This is a genomic window from Microlunatus sp. GCM10028923 (genome assembly GCF_042666975.1).
Classification (GTDB): Bacteria; Actinomycetota; Actinomycetes; order Propionibacteriales; family Propionibacteriaceae; genus Microlunatus.
Window position 1 is genome coordinate 500,048 of the sequence record NZ_JBHTFF010000002.1, and the last position, 18,761, is coordinate 518,808.

Genomic DNA, 18,761 nt, shown 5'->3' on the forward strand with positions numbered 1-18,761 from the left:
AGTGTCGATACCCAGAGTATCGAGATCGGCCCAGGAAGGCCAACCCCCGGTAGGGTGTGGCCGTGTCCGAGCTTCCGTACGGCTACTTCGGCCCGGAGGGGACGTTCACCCACCAGGCCCTGCTCACCCTGCCCCAGCCGGCGCCGGCGATCCCGTACCCGACGGTGCCGAGCACCCTGGACGCGGTCCGGGACGGGGCGGTCGCGGCCGGACTGGTGCCGATCGAGAACTCGGTCGAGGGCGGCGTCAGTGCGACCCTGGACAACCTCTGTTACGGCGACCCGCTGGTGATCACCCGCGAGGTGCTGTTGCCGGTCAGTTTCGACCTGTTCGTCCGGCCGGGCACCACGCTGGCCGAGGTGCGGCGGGTGATCACCCATCCGCACGCCGGCGCCCAGTGCCGGAGCTGGCTGGCCCGGGAACTGCCGCAGGCCGAACTGACCGAGGACGGCTCCACCGCCGCGGCCGCCGCCGAGGTGGCCCGCCCCGATTCGCCGTACGACGCAGCGATCTGCGCCCGGATCGCGGGCGACCTGCACGGCCTGACCGCGGTCGCGACCGGGATCGGCGAGAACCCCGACGCGATCACCCGGTTCGTGCTGGTCAGCCGGCCGGGCCCGATCGCGCCGCCGACCGGCGCGGACAAGACGACCATGGTGCTGTTCATGCGGCACGACCACCCGGGCGCGCTGCTGGAACTGCTGGAACAGTTCGCCAGCCGCGGCGTGAACCTGTGCCGGATCGAGTCCCGGCCGACGAAGAAGAGCCTTGGCGACTACTGCTTCTCGGTCGACGCCGAGGGCCACGTCGACGACGCCCGGGTCGCCGAGGCGTTGATGGGTCTGCACCGGATCTCGGCCCGGGTGGTCTTCCTGGGCAGCTATCCGCGGGCCGACGGGATGCAGCCGGTGGTCCGCGGCGGCACGTCCGACGTCGCCTACCGCGAGGCCGCCGACTGGCTCGCTCGGCTTCGTCGCTCGTGACAGCTCTGATCCCGACACCCCTATCCTTGGTGCCGTGACTGACCGGCCGGGATGGTATGCCGACCCCAGCGGCAACACGGAGTCCTACCGTTGGTGGGACGGTGCGAACTGGACGCGTTGGCTGAGCGACGACCAGCAGGCCCCGGCTCCGGCGACCGAGGAGACCGCGGACCTGTCGGCTGGCGACGCCTACGCCGAGGCGGGTCACGACCAGCCGGCGATCCGGTTGCCCTTCGCGGTCGGCATCACGATCGGCGTGGTGATCCTCGCCGTGGTCCTGCTCGGGATCACCGTCTCGATCACGACCGACCGGCTGCCCACCGGCCCGGCGATCGACCCGCCGCCGAAGAAGGAGCAGGCGGCCGTCGTGCTCTACGACCAGACGGTGCCCGGCTACCTCGCCGGCAAGGTCCGGATGAACCTGCCCGGCGCCCCGTACGACTGCTCCGACTACCTCGGCCAGCTGCGCAGCGGCGGCGACCAGGGCTTCACCTGTGACTTCGCGGTGCACGAGCAGTACATCGACGACCGCAGCTGGCTGGCGGACACCGGCTTCGGCCTGGTCCCCGACGAACTGGTGGTCAAGGACGACCTCAAGGGGACCTGCCAGAAGGTGCTGAGCCAGCTCGGCCTGCACGGGTACGAGAACGTGAAGTTGATCAACCCGAAGTTCAAGGCCGAGCCGCTGGCCGGGATCACCGATCCGCCGGACGAGGCGATGAAGGTCACCGGCACCGTGGGCTTCCGGGTGCCGAAGCTGCCCTCCACCAGTTCCACGATCACGTTCGTCGTGATCAAGCTCGCCGACTCCGGCCAGCACGTGGTCTTCTACTCGGACTACCCGAACGACGCGCCGAAGGAGATCGTCGCCGCCAGCGACGCCGCCTTCAAGTCGCTCACCGCTCGCTCTCGCTGACCGGCTGCTGCTCCGGTACGGGAGCCGACTCGGCCTCGTCCGCCGGCGCCGCCTCGGCCGCCATGATCGCCGGCCGTGGCGTACTCGCGGCGGCAGCGGGCCACGACCCGTGCGGCGACCGCAGCAGCAGCGCACCGGGCAGGACCTCGGCGATCAGCTGGTTGCACTCGCCCTCGGTGTCGCCGTCGAGCTGGTAGCGGTCCCGCTCCTCGACCGTGATCGTCACCCGGCGGCCGGTGATCCGGTCCAGTTGATCATCGGTACGGCGCTGCCGGGTGAGCACCCGGGCGGTCAGCTTCACCCAGTCGCTGACCCCGCGCGGCGAGGCGATCAGCACGTCCAGCAGCCCGTCGTCCGGTGCCGCGTCCGGGATCAGCGGGATGTTCGCCTGCAGGAAACCGACGTTGCCGATCACCAGTACGTGCGCCCGCCGGCGCAGCGGCGGGTCGTCGTCGACCTGGATCGTCGCGTGCAGCGCGGGATGCCCGGCGTTCTTCGCCGCCGACACGAAGTAGGCGGCCGAGCCGACCGCCTTCTTGAGGTCCGGGTTGGTGGCCTCCATGATCACCGCGTCGATCCCGATCCCCGCCATCACGGCGAAATGATCAACGGTCCGGTTGTCGATGGTGAGCTTGACCAGGTCGATCGGCCGGTCGGCCCCGTCTAGGGCGACCTGCAGCGCCTCGTCCTCGTCCAGCGGGATCCCGATGTTCTTGGCCAGCAGGTTGCCGGTGCCGGCCGGGATCAGGCCGAACGGGATGCCGGAGTTGGCCAGCCCGGCACAGATGACCCGGATCGTCCCGTCACCGCCGGCGCCGAGCACCAGGTCGACGCCCTCCTCGACGGCCCGCGCGGTCTGCGCCCGGCCCGGGTCGGACTTGGTCGTCTCCAGCCACAGCGTGTCCTGCCAGCCGCGGTTGGCCAGCTCGTAGTGCACCCGGCGCCGGAACACCTCCCAGTTGGTCACCTTGGCCGGGTTGTAGATCACCGCGCAGCGCCGAGGCCGGCCCGGTTCGGCCGGCCGCCGGATCCGGACGATCTCGGTGACCAGGTCGTGCGGCGCCGGGATCGCGACGCCCGCGATCATCAGCGCCAGCCGGGCCGCCAAGGCGCCGTACAGCATTCCGCCGACGATGTCGGAGATGTAGTGCGCGGACAGCAGCCAGCGGTCGACGCCGACGGTCAGCACCACGACCGCGCCGCCGAGCAGCCAGCCGAACTTGGTCGCGATCCGCTCCCGGGTCACCAGCAGGGTGGCGCCGATGCCGACCGTGAACGCGACGATGGCGACCGCATGCCCGGAGGGGTACGAGAGCCCGCTGGCCGTGATCAGCGGCAGCGCGTCCTCGGGCCGCGGCCGGCCCAGCCAGAGCTTGAGCAGATACGCGCCGCCCCAGGCGAGGATCACCGTCAGCGCCAGCGCGAGCGCCAGCTGCCGGAGCCGCTGGCGTACCGCCCAGACGGCGATGCCCAGCAGGATCGCGTACGGGACGCCGGGCCAGGTCAGGATCGCCACCGCGGAAGCGATCTGGGCCACCGGCGAGATCAGTTCCAGGTGCGGCGCGGCCATCCGGTGGTCGAACGCCGCGATCGGCGGCCAGTACCTGACCAGAGCCGTCCAGACCACGAACGCCACGAGGATGCTCGCGGTGATCGCGGACGACGAAATGGAAGGCGGCCGGCGCACGCGCCCATAATCGCCGACCGGTCAACAATTCGTGCAGTCGACGCGTCCTCGACGCGGTGGTAAACGACCTGCTTCCCGCCGGCCGGCCCGGCTAGGCTGGCGCCATGCTCGATCCCAAACTGCTTCGTCAGGACCCAGACCGGATTCGTACCTCGCAACGTGCCCGAGGCGAGTCCGAGTCCCTGGTCGACGACGCGGTACGGGCCGACGAGGAGCGCCGCACCGCCATCGCGGAGTTCGAGGCGCTCCGGGCCGAGCAGAAGGACCTGGGCAAGCAGATCCCGAAGGCCACCGGCGACGAGAAGGCCAAGCTGTTGGCCCGGACCAAGGAACTGGCCGACGCGGTCAAGAAGGCCGACGCCGCGACGACCGAGGCGGAAAACCGGTATCGCAGCGTGATGGCCCAGTTCGGCAACGTGGTCGCCGACGGCGTCCCGGCCGGCGGCGAGGACGACTACGTCGTGCTGGAGACCCACGGCACCCCGCGGGACTTCGCGGCGGAGGGCTTCGAGCCGCGCGACCACGTCGAACTCGGCTCGCTGCTCGGTGCGATCGACCTGGAGCGCGGCGCCAAGGTCTCGGGCTCGCGGTTCTACTACCTGACCGGCCAGGGCGCGGAACTCGAACTGGCCCTGGTCAACCACGCCGTCGCCTCGGCGACCAAGAACGGCTTCACGCTGGTGATCCCGCCGTCGCTGGTCAAGCCGGAGGCGATGGAGGGCACCGGGTTCCTCGGCCAGGCGGCCCAGGACGTCTACCGGCTCGAGGCCGACGACCTCTACCTGGTCGGCACCTCGGAGGTGCCGCTGGCCGCGTACCACGCGGGCGAGATCCTGGACGCCGACAAGCTGCCGCTGCGCTACGCCGGCTACAGCCCGAGCTTCCGCCGCGAGGCCGGGTCGCACGGCAAGGACACCCGGGGCATCTTCCGGGTGCACTGGTTCGACAAGATCGAGATGTTCAGCTTCTGCGATCCGGCCGACGCCGCCGACGAGCACCAGCGGATGCTGCAGTGGGAGCGGGAGTTCATCGAGTCGCTGGAGATCCCGTACCAGGTGCTCGAGCTGGCCGCCGGTGATCTTGGTCTGAGCGCCTCGCGGAAGTACGACTGCTACGCCTGGGTGCCCAGCCAGCAGCGCTACCGGGAAATCACGTCGACCTCGAACTGCACCGAGTTCCAGGCCCGCCGGCTCAACATCAGGGCCCGGTTCGAAGCCGGCACCGGCCCGGTCGCCACCCTCAACGGCACCCTGTGCGCGATGACCCGGGTGATCATCATGATCTTGGAGAACCACCAGCAGCAGGACGGTTCGGTACGGATCCCGGCGGCGTTGCAGCCGTATCTCGGCGGCCGTACGGAATTCACCCCGGTCCGGACCGGATAGTCACGGTGAAATCCAGGTTCCTCTCGTCGCTGTGGCGACGCGACCGCCGTCGGCTGCCCGCCGACTGGCGGCCGGAGTTGGTGGCGCTGGACATCGACGGCACCGTTGTCGATCATGACGGCCGGATGCCGGACTCGGTCCGCGACGCCGTGCGCCGGGTGGTCAAGGCCGGCGTGCCGGTGGTGCTGGCAACCGGCCGGTCCTGGCACGGCACCCGGGACCTGTTCGACTACCTGGAGTTGCCGCCCGGTCCCGCGGTGCTGTCCAACGGCGCGGTCGTGGTGCGCTATCCGCCGCAGGAAGTGATCAAGACCGTCACGTTCGACCCCGCGGACGTGATCAGGAAGGTCCGCGACTTCTCGCCGACGACCTTGATCGCGGTCGAGGAGGTCGGCCGCGGCTACCGGGTGACCGACCACTTCCCGGAGGGCGACCTGACCGGCGAGATGATCATCGAGACGCCGGAGCAGCTGTCCGCCCGCCCGGTGACGCGGGTGATCGTGCGCGAGCCGGGCCGCTCCGACGAGGAGTTCCTGACGCTGGCCGAGCACCTCGGCCTGCACGGCGTGACCTACTACGTCGGCTGGAGTGCCTGGATCGACATCGCCCCGGTCGGCGTCAACAAGGCCACCGCGCTGACCGACGTGGCCGCCGAATTCGGCGTGTCCGCGGACCGGGTGCTCGCCCTCGGCGACGGCCGCAACGATGTCGAGATGCTGTCCTGGGCCGGCCGCGGCGTGGCCCTCGGCGATGCGCCGGACGAGGTCCGCGAGGCGGCGGACGCGGTGACCGACCGGTTCGACGACGGCGGCACCGTGAACGAACTCGACCGCTGGTTCGGCTGAGTCGTCGGGTACCGTCGGTGCCCGTGACGGAACCCGCGTTGGTGATCTTCGACAACGACGGCGTCCTGGTGGACAGCGAGCCGATCGCGAACCAGGTGCTGGCCGACCTGCTCACCGGCTACGGCTGGCCGACCACCTTCGAGGACAGCGTGCACCGCTATCTCGGTGGCACCCTGCAGCACGTTCGTGATCTTGTCGAGCCGCAGCTGGGCCGCCCGCTGCCGGCCGAGTTCGAAGATCATTACCACGAGCGGCTGTTCGCCCGGCTCGGTGCCGAGCTGACCGCCGTGCCCGGCATCCGGGAAGCCCTGGACGCCCTCACGCTGCCGTCCTGCGTGGCCTCCAGCGGCGCCCACCCGAGGATCGAGCGCACCCTGCGCACCGTCGGTCTCTACGACCGCTTCGCCGGCAACATCTACAGCGCCGACGACGTGCGGCGCGGCAAGCCGTTCCCGGACCTGTTCCTGCACGCCGCCCGGGAGCAGGGCGTCTCACCCGAGCGCTGCGTGGTGGTCGAGGACAGCCCGTACGGGGTCGAGGCGGGCAAGGCCGCCGGGATGACCGTGATCGGCTACGCCGGGGTGACCCCGCCGGACCGGCTGGCGGCCGCCGACAAGATCATCACCTCCATGGCCGACCTCGTCTTCTGATCCCATCGACACCGGGCGCCGGCGCAGCCAGTACGCCAGCACGGCCGCACCGAGCATCGGACCCCAGACCGGGAACGGGAAGGCGACCAGGGAGTAGGCCAGGTCGGCCGGGTTGTTCTCCAGGATCGGGCCGAGCACCATGCCGGGAGCCGAGATCGTGACGACCCCGGCCACCAGCGCGCCCGGGATCACCGCCAACAGCACCGGGACCGGCCGCCCGGCCAGCACCGGGATCCACCGCGGGAACACCTCGCCCCACCGGCTGATCAACCCGAGCGTGAGGATCACCCCGACTGCCACGGCCGGTGCGAACAGGAACCCCTGCAGGCGGGTGGCCGCGTCCAGCGGCCGGCTGATCACGAGTTCCTCCACTCCGGGTCCGCCCAACGGCCACGGCGTCAGCCAGGTCAACCGGGCGAGCCCGTACGGGACCGGACCGATCGCCGCGACGAGGGTGGCGACCCGACCCCACCGGGCGGCCGATTCCGGCCTCGTCCAGGACGGCGGGCGCTCGTCGATCCGGGTGCCGACCAGCGTTCCGGCCGCGGCGATCGCCCAACACGCGGCGCCGGTCAGCCAGCCGACGGGCCAGAGCAGCCGGAGTTCGTAGCGGCCGAAGCCGGTGGCGAGGCTGCCGAGATAGGTCGCGGCGGCACCGAACAGGCCCGAGACCGCTGCCGCGGCTCCGAGCACCAGCCCCGCCGCCACGATGGCGAGGCCGAGCCTCGGGGAGCGGCGAGCCACGAGCACGATGATCACCACCGCGGCGGCCGGGGCGGCCAGCGCGATCACGTACCCCAGCGCGGCCAGCACCGCGCCATCGCCCAGCAGGAACGCGAAACACAGCGCCTCGGCCCCGGCGCCGAGGCCGGCGATCATGGTGAGCACCCGGGACCGCGGTCGTGCCAGCCCGAGGGCGGCGATCACGACGCCGACCGTCGCCGCGGCCAGCGCGATCACCGCCCCGGTCTCGCGTTCGATCAGGTGGTTGAGCCCGGTCCGGACAAGATCGTTGCGTCCGTACGGGTAGCTTCCGGGCACCGTCAGCCACACCACGCCGACGACGGCGGCCCCCACCGACGCCGCCAGCGCGAGCACCCAGGCGATCCGCAGTCGCCGGGCCGGGTCAGGGTTTCTCGGGCGGGTCGTGATCGTCATGGCGCCACGGTCTCCCGCGGGCCGCCCGGCCGGGCTCACCACCCGGTGCGATCCGGGTCCCCCGACCGGGTGATCGTCGCCGGGACGTCAGCGCCCGATGATCATCGGCTCAGTCGGACCTCTCGAGGATCCGCGACAGCGACGAGTCCTCCCGGCGCTCCAGCTCGAGCTCCTCGTCCGTGATCGGCGCGAAGTCGTCCGGCCGTTCCTTGAGCCTGGTCCGGAACTGGCTCTCGGTCAGCCCGTCCAGCCTGTCCAGCCGCCCTTCCAGCCTGCTGAACCGGGTCTCGTTGTCGGGATCGTCCCCGTCCAGGCGACGGGCCGCGGTCACCAGCTGGGCGGCCTCGTCCAGGCCGAGGTAGCGATAGCCGTCCTCGGCCGCCGCCAACTCGTCGGCGGTCAAGGATTCGCAGGCGTGCGCCAGCCCGCCATTGGCGGTCAGCCCGACGAACCTGATCACCGCCGCCAGGGCAAGATCGCCCGCCCGCCGGTCCACGGCACGGCTCGCACCAGCCCGATTCCAGATCACCCGTTCGTCGGCGTTGATCATGATCATCACTCTCCGGAGTCCGGCGTGTGGCCGAGCAACGTACGGGTGAACTGCTCGGTGTCGGACAGCAGCTCGGTCAGCGCCTCGTCCAGGTCACCGTCGGCGACCGGCCCGGCAGCGCGGAGCACGGCGCGGCGGACCAGCTCCTTGGCGAACGAGGCGGTCGCCCCGTCGGTACGGTCGGCGGCGCGGCGCAGCGCCTCGTCGGAGAGCCCGAGCCCGTCGGCGTAGAGCCGGAGCAGCCGGAGCCGGGCCGCCGCGTCCGGCTTGTCGATCTTGACCGCGAGGTCGACCCGGCCCGGCCGCTCGACCAGGGCGCGCTCGAGCAGATCGGGCCGGTTGGTCGTCATCACGAAGGCGATGTCCGCGTCGCCGTCGATCCCGTCCAGCGCCTCAAGAGTCTCGAACAGCGCGGCATTGGTGTCGCCGCCACGGTGCTCGGCGATCAGGTCGCAGTCCTCCAGCACGATGACCGCCGGCTGGTTCGCCCGGGCCAGTCGGGTCGCGACCGAGATGTACTGCAGGGTGCGGCCGGAGAGCAGGACCGCGGTCGTCCCCGGCGTGATGCTGAGCAGGTGCCGGACGACGTGCGTCTTGCCGGTGCCGGGCGGCCCGTACAGCAGGATCCCGCGCTTCAGGTGCTGCCCCGCCGCCGTCAACCGGTCCGCCCCCGACCCGATGCCGACCACATGGCCGACGATCCGCTCCAGCTCACCCTCCGGCAGGATCACCTCCCGGTCCGTGACCGCCGGACGGGGCAGGAACGTCAGCGGCGCACCACCCGCGAAGCTGTTGAAGTCGTCCCGGTGGAAGGTGAGCACCTGGCCGCGGAAGACGCTCTCGGTGGCCATCACCTCCCGTACCTCGCGCAGGTAGGCGTCGGCGACCTCCGGATCGGGCGAGAGCACCTCCAGCCGATACTCCTCCCGGCCGAACCGGGCGTTCGCCGTCTGCTGCAGCACCGCCAGCGGTACGTCGCCGATCCGCAGCAGCGAGATCCCGAAGGCGACCACCCGACGTTCGGTGTCCGGCCCGACCGGCTTGCGGACCTGGCTCACCGGGCCCGGCTCGAACCGGAACATGGAGCCGACCAGCAGGTCCAGGAACGCCCCGACGTGCTCGCGGTGCGGACCGAAGACGCCGAGCCGTTCGCCGCCGTGCCGGTCGTTCAGGACGGCCACCGCGTGATCGACGTCGATCGTGAGGTGCTCCCCGAACATTTCCACGACCGGGTCCATCGTGCCCAGGCCGACGCCGAGGAAGTCCTTGACCCGCTCGCCCAGCGCGCTGGTCCGGTTCACCCCGCCGCCCGCCTCGGCGTTGACGTACAGGAGGAACTCCTGGAACGCGGCCGCGAATTCCTGCCGATCGAAGGTCATGATCATCAACTCCCGCACCGAGTGGACCTCGACTCTAGCCACAACGACCGACGCCCACGCGATCTTTTGCGGATCGCGTGGGCGTCGTCGGGGTTCAGGGACTGATGATCACCGTCTTCAGGCGGCCACCCGGAGCCGGTTGATCACGGCGGCGGAGGCGGCGAGGACGGCGGCCATCGACGGTGCGGAGATGGTCTTCCTGTTGCGCCGCGGCTCGGTCCGGGCCCGGCGCAGATGCCGCTTGACGGTGGAGAGCGAGCAGCCGAGGCGCTGGGCCAGGGTCTCCAGGCTCTCGTGCGGGTTCGCCTGCCGAAGCCGTACGACCTCGTCGTGGTCCACCTGACGGTGCCGGCCGGTCACGCCGGCCAGGGTGTCGAAGTCCTCGGCCTGAACGCTCCAGCCGAGGCGCTTGCGGATCTCGTGGCGCTGCCGTTCGGTGGTGCCGCCGGCGATGCCGGAGACGTTGTGATCGACGACGGCGCGGTAGAGGCAGTCGGTCAGCAGCGGGCAGGTCTGGCACATTTCCTGCGCCTTGGACTCCAGCATGGAGTACCGTCGCCGGACCGAGGCCGGGGCAGTGGTCGACGGCGGTTCCTCCAGCAACGGGTCCTGGAACAGCTCGGGGTTGTCGAGGCAGGACGTGCGCTCATAGGAGTGAGCGGTGTTGGTGGTGGTGTGGGTCGACATCGTGTCTCCAGGAGGTCTCGAAGCTCTGTTGGCCTCGCTTGAGACGACGCGATGTCGGGGCGGGTTCCACCGCCGCCCGAGAATTTTCCGACGGGTTCGGCGACTACAGGTACATGCCGTCGCTGCGGCCCGGTCCCGGTCCCTGCCCCGGAGGCGTCGAACCGGGCGGCAGAGCGCGGCGCATCTGCTCCAGTTGAGCCCGGGCGGCCATCTGCTGCGCGAACAGCGCGGTCTGGATGCCGTGGAACAGGCCCTCCAGCCAGCCGACCAGCTGGGCCTGGGCGATCCGGAGCTCGGAATCGCTCGGCACGCCCTCCTCGGTGAACGGCAGCGAGATCCGCTCCAGCTCGTCGACCAGGTCAGGCGACAGCCCGTCCTCGAGTTCCTTGATCGACGCCTGGTGGATGCCCTTCAGCCGCTGCCGGCTCGCCTCGTCCAGCGGAGCGGCCTTCACCTCGTCCAGCAGCTGCCGGATCATGCCGCTGATCCGCATCACCTTGTCCGGCTGCGAGACCATGTCGGTGACCGACTTGGGCTGGTCGTCGGACTCCTCCGAAGCCGGTTGCGGCGCGCTCTCGACGGCCATCGCCGTCGGCGTCACCACATAGACCCTGCCGTCGTCGGTGGTGCCCGCGACGCCTTGCTGCTCGGGCGCGTTCTGCTCCGGATTCGGTTGGTCGGTCATGCCTTCGATACTAGTGGCGTGACGCCTCCGGCGGCGGCCCACGGGCTCTTGAGCGGAGAGCAGAAAATCGGTTCGGAATGTCGGTGCGACGCCATAGTGTGGTGCGGTCATGTTCGACTTCCCGCCTCAGGTTCCCGAGTTCTCAGCGCGCCCGAACGCCACCAAGCGTTCGTGGACGCGTGGCTTTCGCGATCCTGACACCTCGTCCCCGCGCAGGTTCCTGTTCTGGCTGCTCTGGCAGCAAGGACCGAGCCTGCTGGTCGCCTCGTTGGTCGCCGTCGTGGAGTTCATCCCGGGCGCCATCGGGCCCTATCTGATCGGCCAGGTGATCGACCGCGGGATCGCGGTCCGTGATCTTGGTGCGGTCTGGTTCTGGTCGCTGCTGCTGCTCGGCGCGATCATGGTCGGAATCGGCTTCGGCATCGTCCGGCACACCATGATCGTCAGCCAGTGGCTGATCGCGATGTACGGGTCGATGAAGCTGGTCACCCGGAAGACGACCCAGATGGGTCACGTCCAGCTGCGGCGGGTGCCGGCCGGCGAGGTGCTGTCCGTCTCGTCCGGCGACTCCGACATGTTCGGTGCCCTCTGCGAAGTGGGGACCCGAGCGGCCGGCGCCCTGGTGGCGTACCTGGTGGTGGCGGGCCTGGTCCTCTCCACCTCGGTCCAGCTCGGCATCGTCGTCCTGATCGCGGCCCCGGTCCTGGTCGCGGCCGCGCTGCCGCTGCTGAAGCCGCTGGAACGGCGGCAGGCGGTGGAACGGAGCCGACTGTCCGAGCTGACGTCGCTGGCGACCGACATCGTCGCCGGGCTGCGGATCCTGCGCGGCATCGGCGGCGAGCGGACGTTCGCCGAGAACTACGCCGAGCAGTCGCAGGTGGCCCGCAAGGCCGGCGTCCGGTCGGGCACCTGGAACGCCCTGGTCGACGCGACCGCGGTGCTGTTCTCGGGGCTGCTGCTGGTCACCCTGACCTGGCTCGGCGCGCGTCAGGTGGCGGCCGGCGAGCTGACCGTCGGCGCCTTGATCAGCTTCTTCGGGTACGCGGTGTTCATGATGTTCCCGGTGCAGACGTTCTTCGAGCTGGCCCAGACCTGGGTGCGCTGCCTGGTCTCGGCCCGGAAGGCGATCGCGGTACTGGAGCAACAGCCCCCGTGGGGTGCCGAGGAGCGGGCCGGGAGCCTGCCGGCCGAGGCCGAGATCGTCGACCGCGAGTCCGGGTTCACCGGCCGGCCGGGTGAGCTGACCGTCGTCGTCTCGGCGATGCCGGACGACTCTGCGGCGCTGGCGGACCGGCTCGGCCGCTATCTGCCGGCGGAGTCGGAGCAGGTGGGCCTGGACATCGACGAGTCGATCAAGGGCCGCGAGGCGAAGGCGGCCCGGGCCAAGCAGAAGGAGGCCAGGGCCAGGCAGGCGGCCCGGGATCTCGAGGTGGCCAGCCGTGACTGGGGTGTCACGGTCGGCGGAGTTGATCTTGGTGCGGTGGACATCGGTGAGGTCCGGCAGCGGATCCTGGTCTCGGACACGACGAGCCAGGTCTTCGCCGGCACGCTGCAGTCGGCGCTCGACCCGCTGGGCCGGCTGACCCGGGCCGAGGCGGAGCGGGCGCTGCACACCGCCGCCGCGGAGGACGTGTTCGATGCGATGCCGGGCGGCTGGCAGGGTCGGATCGACGAACGCGGGCGCGGACTGTCCGGCGGGCAGCGGCAGCGACTGGTGCTGGCCCGGGCCCTCGCCGCCGACCCGGAGATCCTGATCTTGGTCGAGCCGACCTCCGCGGTCGACGCGCACACCGAGGCGATGATCGCCGGGCGGCTGCCCGAACACCGGGCTGGCCGGACCACGGTGGTCATGTCGACCTCGCCGCTGTTGCTGCACCACGCCGACCGGGTGGTGCTGATGCAGGACGGCCGTGCCATCGCGGACGGCACCCACGAGGACTTGTTGGAACGAAGCGCCGACTACCGCAGGGTGGTCGTGCGCAGCATGGAGGAACCGGGATGACTCAGCTGATCACCCCCTTGGAGGGGTCGGCCGAGACCTGGCGCGAACAGGCGCACGAGCCGCGGGTGCCGGAGGAACTGATCCCGCCGGTGCGGGCGACGCCGCGGGAACGGTTGCGGCGCTGGCATGCTCGGCACCTGCTCCGGGAACAGCGGGCCCTTAACGTGTTCGAGGCGTCGCGGCGGCCCGAGCGCGGCCTGCCGGTGGCGGAGAACCGTCAGGTCACCGGCTTCCTGGTCGACCTGTTCAAGCGCCGCCGTACCATGATCGTGATCATGCTGGTGCTGAACGGGCTGGCCGCCGTGGCCGGTCTGTTGGTGCCGCGGATCCTCGGCTCGCTGATCGACGCGGCGAGCGCGACCGGCACCCTGGCGGCCACCCTCAACGGGCTGGCCCTCGCGGTCGCCGGTGTGGTCCTGGTGCAGGCGGCGATGACCTTCCTGGCCCGCGCCTCGGCGACCGTGTTCGGGCAGGACGTGCTGGCGTCGGCCCGGGAGTACGTCGTCCGTACCGTGCTCCAGTTGCCGCTCGGCCGGGTCGAGGGGGCCAGCTCGGGCGACCTGGTCACCCGGGTCACCCGCGACGTCGGCGCGATGAGCAACAGCGTCCGGCAGGGTGTGCCGGAGGCCGTGATCGCGTCGATCACCGCGCTGCTGACGATCGTCGCGATGCTGCTCAACTCGGTCTGGCTCTCGCTGCCGCTGCTCTTCACCGGTGTGCTGTTGATCATCTTTGTCCGGCGTTACCTGCGCCGCGCGCCGAAGGGCTACATCACCGAGGGCGGTACGTACTCCGACATCAACACCACGCTGACCGAGACGGTCGAAGGGGCCCGGACCGTCGAGGCGCTGGGGCTGCAGGGATCGCGGAACCGGACCAGCGACGACGACATGGCCGCCTCCGGCCAGGCCGAGCGGTACACGATGGCCCTGCGCAACCTGCTGTTCGTCGGGATGGACACCGGCTACCAGGTGCCGCTGGTGCTGACCCTGCTGCTCGGTGGCGTCGGGTACGTGAACGGCTGGGTGACGCTCGGCCAGATCACCGCGGCGGTGCTGTACATCCAGCAGGTCACCGACCCGCTGAGCCGACTGATCCGCAACCTGGACCGGCTGCAGGTCGGGATCGCCTCCACCACCCGGCTGCTCGGGATCGCGGCGGTGCCGCAGGACCGGGAGCCGGGGGACCAGCTGCCGATCGGCACCCAGATCCAGGGCAAGGACCTGCGCTTCGCGTACCGGGCCGATCACGACGTGCTGCATGGCGTCGATCTGGAACTGGAACCGGGCGAGCGGCTGGCGATCGTCGGGCCGAGCGGCTCGGGCAAGTCCACGCTGGGCCGGCTGCTGTCCGGGATCAACCGGCCGCGGACCGGCACCGTGAATGTCGGCGGGGTCGAGCTGACCTCGCTGCCGCTGCCGGTGCTGCGGACCGAGGTCGCCCTGGTGACCCAGGAGCACCACGTCTTCGTCGGCACCATCCGGGACAACATCGTGCTGGCCCGGGAGGACTCCGGCGACGAGGTGGTGATCCAGGCCCTGCGTACCGTCGACGCCTGGGAGTGGGTGGAGCGGCTGCCGGACGGACTCGACACCATGATCGGATCCGGCCGGATGAACCTCACCCCGGCCCAGGCACAGCAGATCGCGCTGGCCCGGCTCGTCGTCGCGGACCCGCACACGCTGGTGCTCGACGAGGCCACGTCGTTGATTGATCCGCGTACAGCGCGGCATCTGGAGGGCTCCATGGCGGCCTTGCTGCACGGGCGGGCCGTCGTGGCCATCGCGCACCGGCTGCATACTGCGCACGATGCCGATCGGATCGCCGTGGTGATCGACGGGAGGATCGCCGAGCTCGGCAGCCATGATCAACTCGTCGCCGCTGATGGGGAGTACGCGAGCCTCTGGCGGGCCTGGACTTCGTAAGGCTGGGACTCGAGCCCGGCGCTTCCTTGGGCTCACCCGTGGGGGAACTGGTCGGCAGCCGGGCGCTGGACTGGCTTCTGCGGCTGCGCCACCGAGCGCTGATCGGGTTCGAAGGGAGCGGTCGCTCGCCCCGAACCGCAGCCGCGACCGGTTCACGCATCCGCGACCGGTGCACCCATCCGCGACCGTTGTTCCGAGCCGCGACTGTTGCATCCGTCGCGGATGAGTGGAGCGGTCGCGGCTGTGAGCGGGGAGGGTGGTCAGGCGTTCTGGAGTTGCGGCTCGAGGTTGGGCTCGGCGGGTGCGCTGGCCGGGCGGGGAGGCCTCGGGCGGCGAGCCGGGCGATGATCAACAGGAGGTGGGCGACGCCGACGACGGTCGCCGAGGTCTGGCGTGACCGGGGTGATCATCGAATGGACGCAAAGGGCAGTTTCCGGGGCTGGGAGCTGCCCTAAGCGTCCAGTCGGCGAGCAGGTCGCCCGCCAGCAGGGTGGCCGGCCGGGCGAGGTGGCTGGCGTGCTGGGCGGCTACGGTTCGGCTGGGATTCGGGGACGCTCGGCTACGACGAGGTCAGGGCCGGTTCCGGGGCGGGGGTTGGCGCGGGGCGGGGGAGGCCTCGAGTGGCTAACAGGGCGATGATCAACAGGAGGCAGGCGACGGCGAGGGCGATGCCTACCGCGGTGGCGGAGGATACGCCGGTGTGCAGCCGGTCGAAGTAGACCGAGCCGATCAGGGCGATGCCGGTCGCGGTGCCGAGCTGGAAGACGGTGTTGATCACTCCGGAGGCGCCGCCGGCGGATTCGGCGGGCACCTCCTGCAGGGCGGTACCGACCAGCTTGCCCATGGTCAGGCCGAGGCCGACACCGAAGATCACGGCGGACGGGATCAGCTGCCACAGTTGGAGCCGCTCGGCGGTCACGGTCACGGTGACGGCGATGCCCGCGATCCCGATCATGCTGGCGATCACGCCCAGCGAGACCAGGCCGCGGCCCGCCTTCGCGCCGACCGACATCGCGAGGCCGTTGCCGGAGACGATGCCGAAGGTGGCCGGCAGGAAGGTCAGGGCGGTGATCAGGGGGCTGAAGCGCAGCGCCTCCTGCAGATGCAGGGTGAGGACGAAGAACACCGCCATGCCGGCCAGGAACAGCCAGGCGGCCAGCAGCCCGGGACCGAAGCCCCGCCGCCGGAAGAGTCCCAGGTCGACCAACGGCTCCCGGCCCGAACGGCCGCGCCGGCGCTGCTGGGCGAGGAAGATCACCAGCAGCGGTACGAACAGGATCAGCATCCCCACGGCCCACCACGGCCAGCCCGCGGGCATGCCCTGGATCAGCGGCACCATGAGACTGAGCACGACGGTCCCGGCCAGCAGCATGCCGATCGGGTCGACGGCGGCGGTACGCGACGCCGCACTCACGCCACGGCTCGGCATCGTGACCGCGATCATGATCATCGCCAGCAGCCCGACCGGCAGGTTCACCAGGAAGATCGTCCGCCAGCCGAGGCCGAACAGGTCGGCGCCGGTGAGCAGGCCGCCGAGCAACGGGCCGGCCATGCCGCCGATCGGAAACGTGATGCCGTACAGCCCGAACGCCTTGCCTCGCTCCTCCGGCGGGAACTCCGACTGCACGTAGGCCAGCACCTGGGGCACCATCAGCCCGGCGGTGGCGCCCTGGGCCAGCCGGGCGATGATCAAGGTCTCGACGGTCGGCGCCAGGCCCGCGATCAGTGAGGTGACGACGAACCCGCCGACCCCGGCCAGCAGCAACGGCTTGCGCCCGTACCGGTCGCCGAGCCGGCCGCCGGTGATCAGCACCAGGGCGAAGGTGAGGGTGTAGCCGGCCGCGATCCATTCCAGGGCGGAACCGGAGGCGCCGGTGTCGGTGCGGATGGACGGCAGCGCGACCGCGACGATCTGGCTGTCCACCATGTCCATGAAGACCACGAAGAGCAGCGGGACGAGCGCGATCCAGCGCTGCGGGTGGTAGCTGCGGGACTCGTTCATGAAGCCATAATCATCCGAACGGATGAACGTGTCAACCGAACGTATGACTATGCTCGACGCTCGGGTAAGGTGACGGCCATGGCCAGGCGGACTCCTCAGCCCGACGAACGGCAGCGCGACCCCGAGCGGACCCGGCAGGCGATCCTCGAGGCGGGTCTGGCCGAGTTCGCGGCGAGGGGGTACGCCGGCGCGCGAGTCGGCGACATCGCCGACCGGGCGGGCGTGAACAAGCAGCTGATCTCGTACTACTTCGGTGGCAAGGAGGGCCTCTACCGGGCCATCGGTGAGCTCTGGTGGGATTTCGAGAGCCGGGAGCTGAAGGAGATCCCGGACTTCGCCGAACAGGTCCGGCAGTACGTGATCGCGGGTGCCCAGCACGGCCAGTCGGCGCGGCTGCTGGCCTGGGACGGGCTGGCCTACGCCGGCCCGGACAGCGACATCGGCGGTGCCGAACGTGATCAGCGGCTGCGCGACAACGCCGAGGTGATCAAGCGGGCCCAGGACGAGGGGCGGTTGGATCCGCGGTTCGATCCGATGGTGCTGATGTTGATCTTCCTCGCCGCGGCGAACGCGCCGGCGGTCTACCCGCAGTTGGTCCGCGGGCTGACCGGCGAGTCGGCCGAATCGCCGGAGTTCGTCGAGCGGTTCTCCGAGCAGCTCGGGCTGGTCGCCGCGTTGATCACCGGGTCCGACGAGAACGCCTGACCGGGCGCCTCCCGACGGCTCCGTACGGTGATCACGACGGTGCCGAGCACGGCGAGCAGCAGGCCGAAGCCGCCGACGACCAGGAAGCTCGACGGCCAGCCGGCATGATCGATCGTGAACCCGGCGACCGGTGAACCGAGCGCCGAGCCGCCGGTCAGCGCCGAACCGTGCCAGCCCATCGCCTCTCCGCGGACCCGGGCCGGCACCGCGCGGCTCAGTTGATCAATGGTCGCGGTGATCGCCGGCGCACAGAACAGGCCGGCGACGAAGATCAACACGGCGAACGACACCGGGCCGCCGGCCAGCGCGAGCGGCAGCGTGGTCAGGCCCAGCAGGCCGAGCAGCGTGAACGCCGAGACGGTCCGCCGCATGGCCCCGTAGATCAGTCCGCCGGTCGCCGAGCCGAGGCCCCAGGCGGCCAGCACGATGCCGATCGAGGGCTCGTGTCCCATCGCGCGCAGGGCCGCGATCGCCCCGACGTCGCTGCCGGTCAGGACGATCATCGTGGCCATCGTGGCGGCCAGGACCAGCATCACGGTCGGCGACATCCACTGCCGCAGCGGCACCTTGGCGGCGGTGGCCTCGTGCGGCTCGGCCGGCCGCAACACTGGATTGACCAGCCACAGCGCGACACCGCCGGCGACGCTGGCGAGCTCGCAGATCAGCAGCGCGATCGGGGTGCCCAGCCAGGTGGCCAGCAGTACGCCGAGCGCCGGCCCGGCCATGTAGGACAACTCGACCGCGATCGAGTCCAGCACCAGCGCGGTCTTGCGCCGCTCGTCATCGACCGCGGTGATCATCACCTGCCGGATGATCGAGAACGTCGGCACGATGAACAGCCCGGCCACCGCGACCAGGGGCAGCAGCAGCCAGTAGCCGACGAACGGCGCGATGGACCAGCAGACGGTGAGCACGAACAGCGAGGGCAGGACGGTCCGGCGCAGACCGTACCGATCCAGCAGCCGGCCCCGCCACGGCCCGCTGATCGCCGAGGCCACCGTGACCACGGCGGCGGCGATCCCGGCTGCCGAGTACGACAGGCCGAGGTGCGAGACGACGTGCAGGGTCAGCGTCACCATGCCCGCCATCAGCGGGGTCCGGATGATCACTCCGAGCAGCAGGGTCCGCCGCGCGGCGGGGATCCGCAGAACGCTTGCGTACGCTGACCCGGAGGCGAGTTGCCGAAGAGTCACCCGACTGAG

The 18,761-nt window shown here is 70.8% G+C and carries 14 protein-coding genes and 1 pseudogene; 8 read left to right on the plus strand and 7 right to left on the minus strand.

Annotated elements, in window-relative coordinates:
* Positions 1 to 62 precede the first annotated feature (62 nt).
* Together pheA and ACFQU4_RS06530 are read left to right on the plus strand one after the other, a co-directional pair.
* On the plus strand, positions 63 to 983 hold the full coding sequence (gene pheA, locus ACFQU4_RS06525) for a prephenate dehydratase (RefSeq protein WP_377488359.1): 921 nt from the start codon (positions 63 to 65) through the stop codon (positions 981 to 983).
* A 34-nt stretch (positions 984 to 1,017) separates the two neighbouring features.
* On the plus strand, positions 1,018 to 1,899 hold the full coding sequence (locus ACFQU4_RS06530) for a DUF2510 domain-containing protein (protein WP_377488362.1): 882 nt from the start codon (positions 1,018 to 1,020) through the stop codon (positions 1,897 to 1,899).
* Here the strand turns inward: ACFQU4_RS06530 and ACFQU4_RS06535 are convergent.
* Positions 1,880 to 3,586 (minus strand): diacylglycerol kinase family protein, encoded by a 1,707-nt coding sequence (locus ACFQU4_RS06535; protein WP_377488365.1) that lies wholly within the window; start codon positions 3,584 to 3,586, stop codon positions 1,880 to 1,882. The two genes, ACFQU4_RS06530 and ACFQU4_RS06535, sit on opposite strands and share 20 nt — an antisense overlap.
* 104 nt (positions 3,587 to 3,690) lie before the next feature.
* Between ACFQU4_RS06535 and serS the strand changes: the two genes are divergently transcribed.
* The 3 genes from serS to ACFQU4_RS06550 are packed head-to-tail and all read left to right on the plus strand — an operon-like array spanning position 3,691 to position 6,466.
* Complete coding sequence (gene serS / locus ACFQU4_RS06540) at positions 3,691 to 4,971, plus strand: serine--tRNA ligase (RefSeq protein ID WP_377488368.1); 1,281 nt, start codon at positions 3,691 to 3,693, stop codon at positions 4,969 to 4,971.
* 5 nt (positions 4,972 to 4,976) lie between these two features.
* A complete protein-coding gene (locus ACFQU4_RS06545) occupies positions 4,977 to 5,816 on the plus strand; it encodes an HAD family hydrolase (RefSeq protein WP_377488371.1) in 840 nt (279 codons plus the stop codon).
* A gap of 23 nt (positions 5,817 to 5,839) precedes the next feature.
* Positions 5,840 to 6,466, plus strand: a complete 627-nt coding sequence (locus ACFQU4_RS06550; protein WP_377488374.1) for an HAD family hydrolase — start codon at positions 5,840 to 5,842, stop codon at positions 6,464 to 6,466.
* Positions 6,467 to 7,733: 1,267 nt separating this feature from the next.
* On the opposite strand, the gene ACFQU4_RS06555 is transcribed toward ACFQU4_RS06550, so the two are convergent.
* From ACFQU4_RS06555 to ACFQU4_RS06570, 4 genes are all read right to left on the minus strand, one after another.
* Complete coding sequence (locus tag ACFQU4_RS06555) at positions 7,734 to 8,174, minus strand: hypothetical protein (protein WP_377488377.1); 441 nt, start codon at positions 8,172 to 8,174, stop codon at positions 7,734 to 7,736.
* Positions 8,175 to 8,179: 5 nt separating this feature from the next.
* Entirely contained in the window at positions 8,180 to 9,559 is a 1,380-nt protein-coding gene (locus ACFQU4_RS06560; protein ID WP_377488380.1) for an AAA family ATPase, read from the minus strand.
* Between the two features lie 111 nt (positions 9,560 to 9,670).
* Positions 9,671 to 10,240 carry a WhiB family transcriptional regulator gene (locus ACFQU4_RS06565; protein WP_377488383.1) on the minus strand — a complete coding sequence of 190 codons (570 nt, stop codon included), beginning with the start codon at positions 10,238 to 10,240 and terminating at the stop codon, positions 9,671 to 9,673.
* 103 nt (positions 10,241 to 10,343) lie between these two features.
* Positions 10,344 to 10,925, minus strand: a complete 582-nt coding sequence (locus tag ACFQU4_RS06570; protein WP_377488386.1) for a bacterial proteasome activator family protein — start codon at positions 10,923 to 10,925, stop codon at positions 10,344 to 10,346.
* 109 nt (positions 10,926 to 11,034) lie between these two features.
* On the opposite strand from ACFQU4_RS06570, the gene ACFQU4_RS06575 reads away from it, so the two are divergent.
* Together ACFQU4_RS06575 and ACFQU4_RS06580 are read left to right on the plus strand one after the other, a co-directional pair.
* Positions 11,035 to 12,927 carry an ABC transporter transmembrane domain-containing protein gene (locus ACFQU4_RS06575; RefSeq protein WP_377488389.1) on the plus strand — a complete coding sequence of 631 codons (1,893 nt, stop codon included), beginning with the start codon at positions 11,035 to 11,037 and terminating at the stop codon, positions 12,925 to 12,927.
* Entirely contained in the window at positions 12,924 to 14,852 is a 1,929-nt protein-coding gene (locus tag ACFQU4_RS06580; protein ID WP_377488392.1) for an ABC transporter ATP-binding protein, read from the plus strand. Before ACFQU4_RS06575 ends, ACFQU4_RS06580 begins: the two co-directional genes overlap by 4 nt.
* A 559-nt stretch (positions 14,853 to 15,411) precedes the next feature.
* Here ACFQU4_RS06580 and ACFQU4_RS06585 read toward each other — a convergent pair.
* Positions 15,412 to 16,854, minus strand: coding sequence for an MFS transporter (locus ACFQU4_RS06585; protein ID WP_377488395.1), 1,443 nt, complete (start codon positions 16,852 to 16,854; stop codon positions 15,412 to 15,414).
* A gap of 78 nt (positions 16,855 to 16,932) precedes the next feature.
* On the opposite strand from ACFQU4_RS06585, the pseudogene ACFQU4_RS06590 reads away from it, so the two are divergent.
* Positions 16,933 to 17,391, plus strand: a pseudogene (locus tag ACFQU4_RS06590) (TetR/AcrR family transcriptional regulator); the annotation flags it as partial.
* Between the two features lie 44 nt (positions 17,392 to 17,435).
* Here ACFQU4_RS06590 and ACFQU4_RS06595 read toward each other — a convergent pair.
* Positions 17,436 to 18,752, minus strand: coding sequence for an MFS transporter (locus tag ACFQU4_RS06595; protein ID WP_377488398.1), 1,317 nt, complete (start codon positions 18,750 to 18,752; stop codon positions 17,436 to 17,438).
* Positions 18,753 to 18,761: the final 9 nt, after the last annotated feature.

Bases quoted from the DNA above. Each gene is read 5' to 3' on its own strand.
- serS (WP_377488368.1), top strand. From the start codon at position 3,691: ATGCTCGATCCCAAACTGCTTCGTCAGGACCCAGACCGGATTCGTACC.
- ACFQU4_RS06555 (WP_377488377.1), bottom strand. From the start codon at position 8,174: ATGATCAACGCCGACGAACGGGTGATCTGGAATCGGGCTGGTGCGAGC.
- ACFQU4_RS06560 (WP_377488380.1), bottom strand. From the start codon at position 9,559: ATGATCATGACCTTCGATCGGCAGGAATTCGCGGCCGCGTTCCAGGAG.
- ACFQU4_RS06565 (WP_377488383.1), bottom strand. From the start codon at position 10,240: ATGTCGACCCACACCACCACCAACACCGCTCACTCCTATGAGCGCACG.
- ACFQU4_RS06570 (WP_377488386.1), bottom strand. From the start codon at position 10,925: ATGACCGACCAACCGAATCCGGAGCAGAACGCGCCCGAGCAGCAAGGC.
- ACFQU4_RS06575 (WP_377488389.1), top strand. From the start codon at position 11,035: ATGTTCGACTTCCCGCCTCAGGTTCCCGAGTTCTCAGCGCGCCCGAAC.
- ACFQU4_RS06580 (WP_377488392.1), top strand. From the start codon at position 12,924: ATGACTCAGCTGATCACCCCCTTGGAGGGGTCGGCCGAGACCTGGCGC.
- ACFQU4_RS06585 (WP_377488395.1), bottom strand. From the start codon at position 16,854: ATGAACGAGTCCCGCAGCTACCACCCGCAGCGCTGGATCGCGCTCGTC.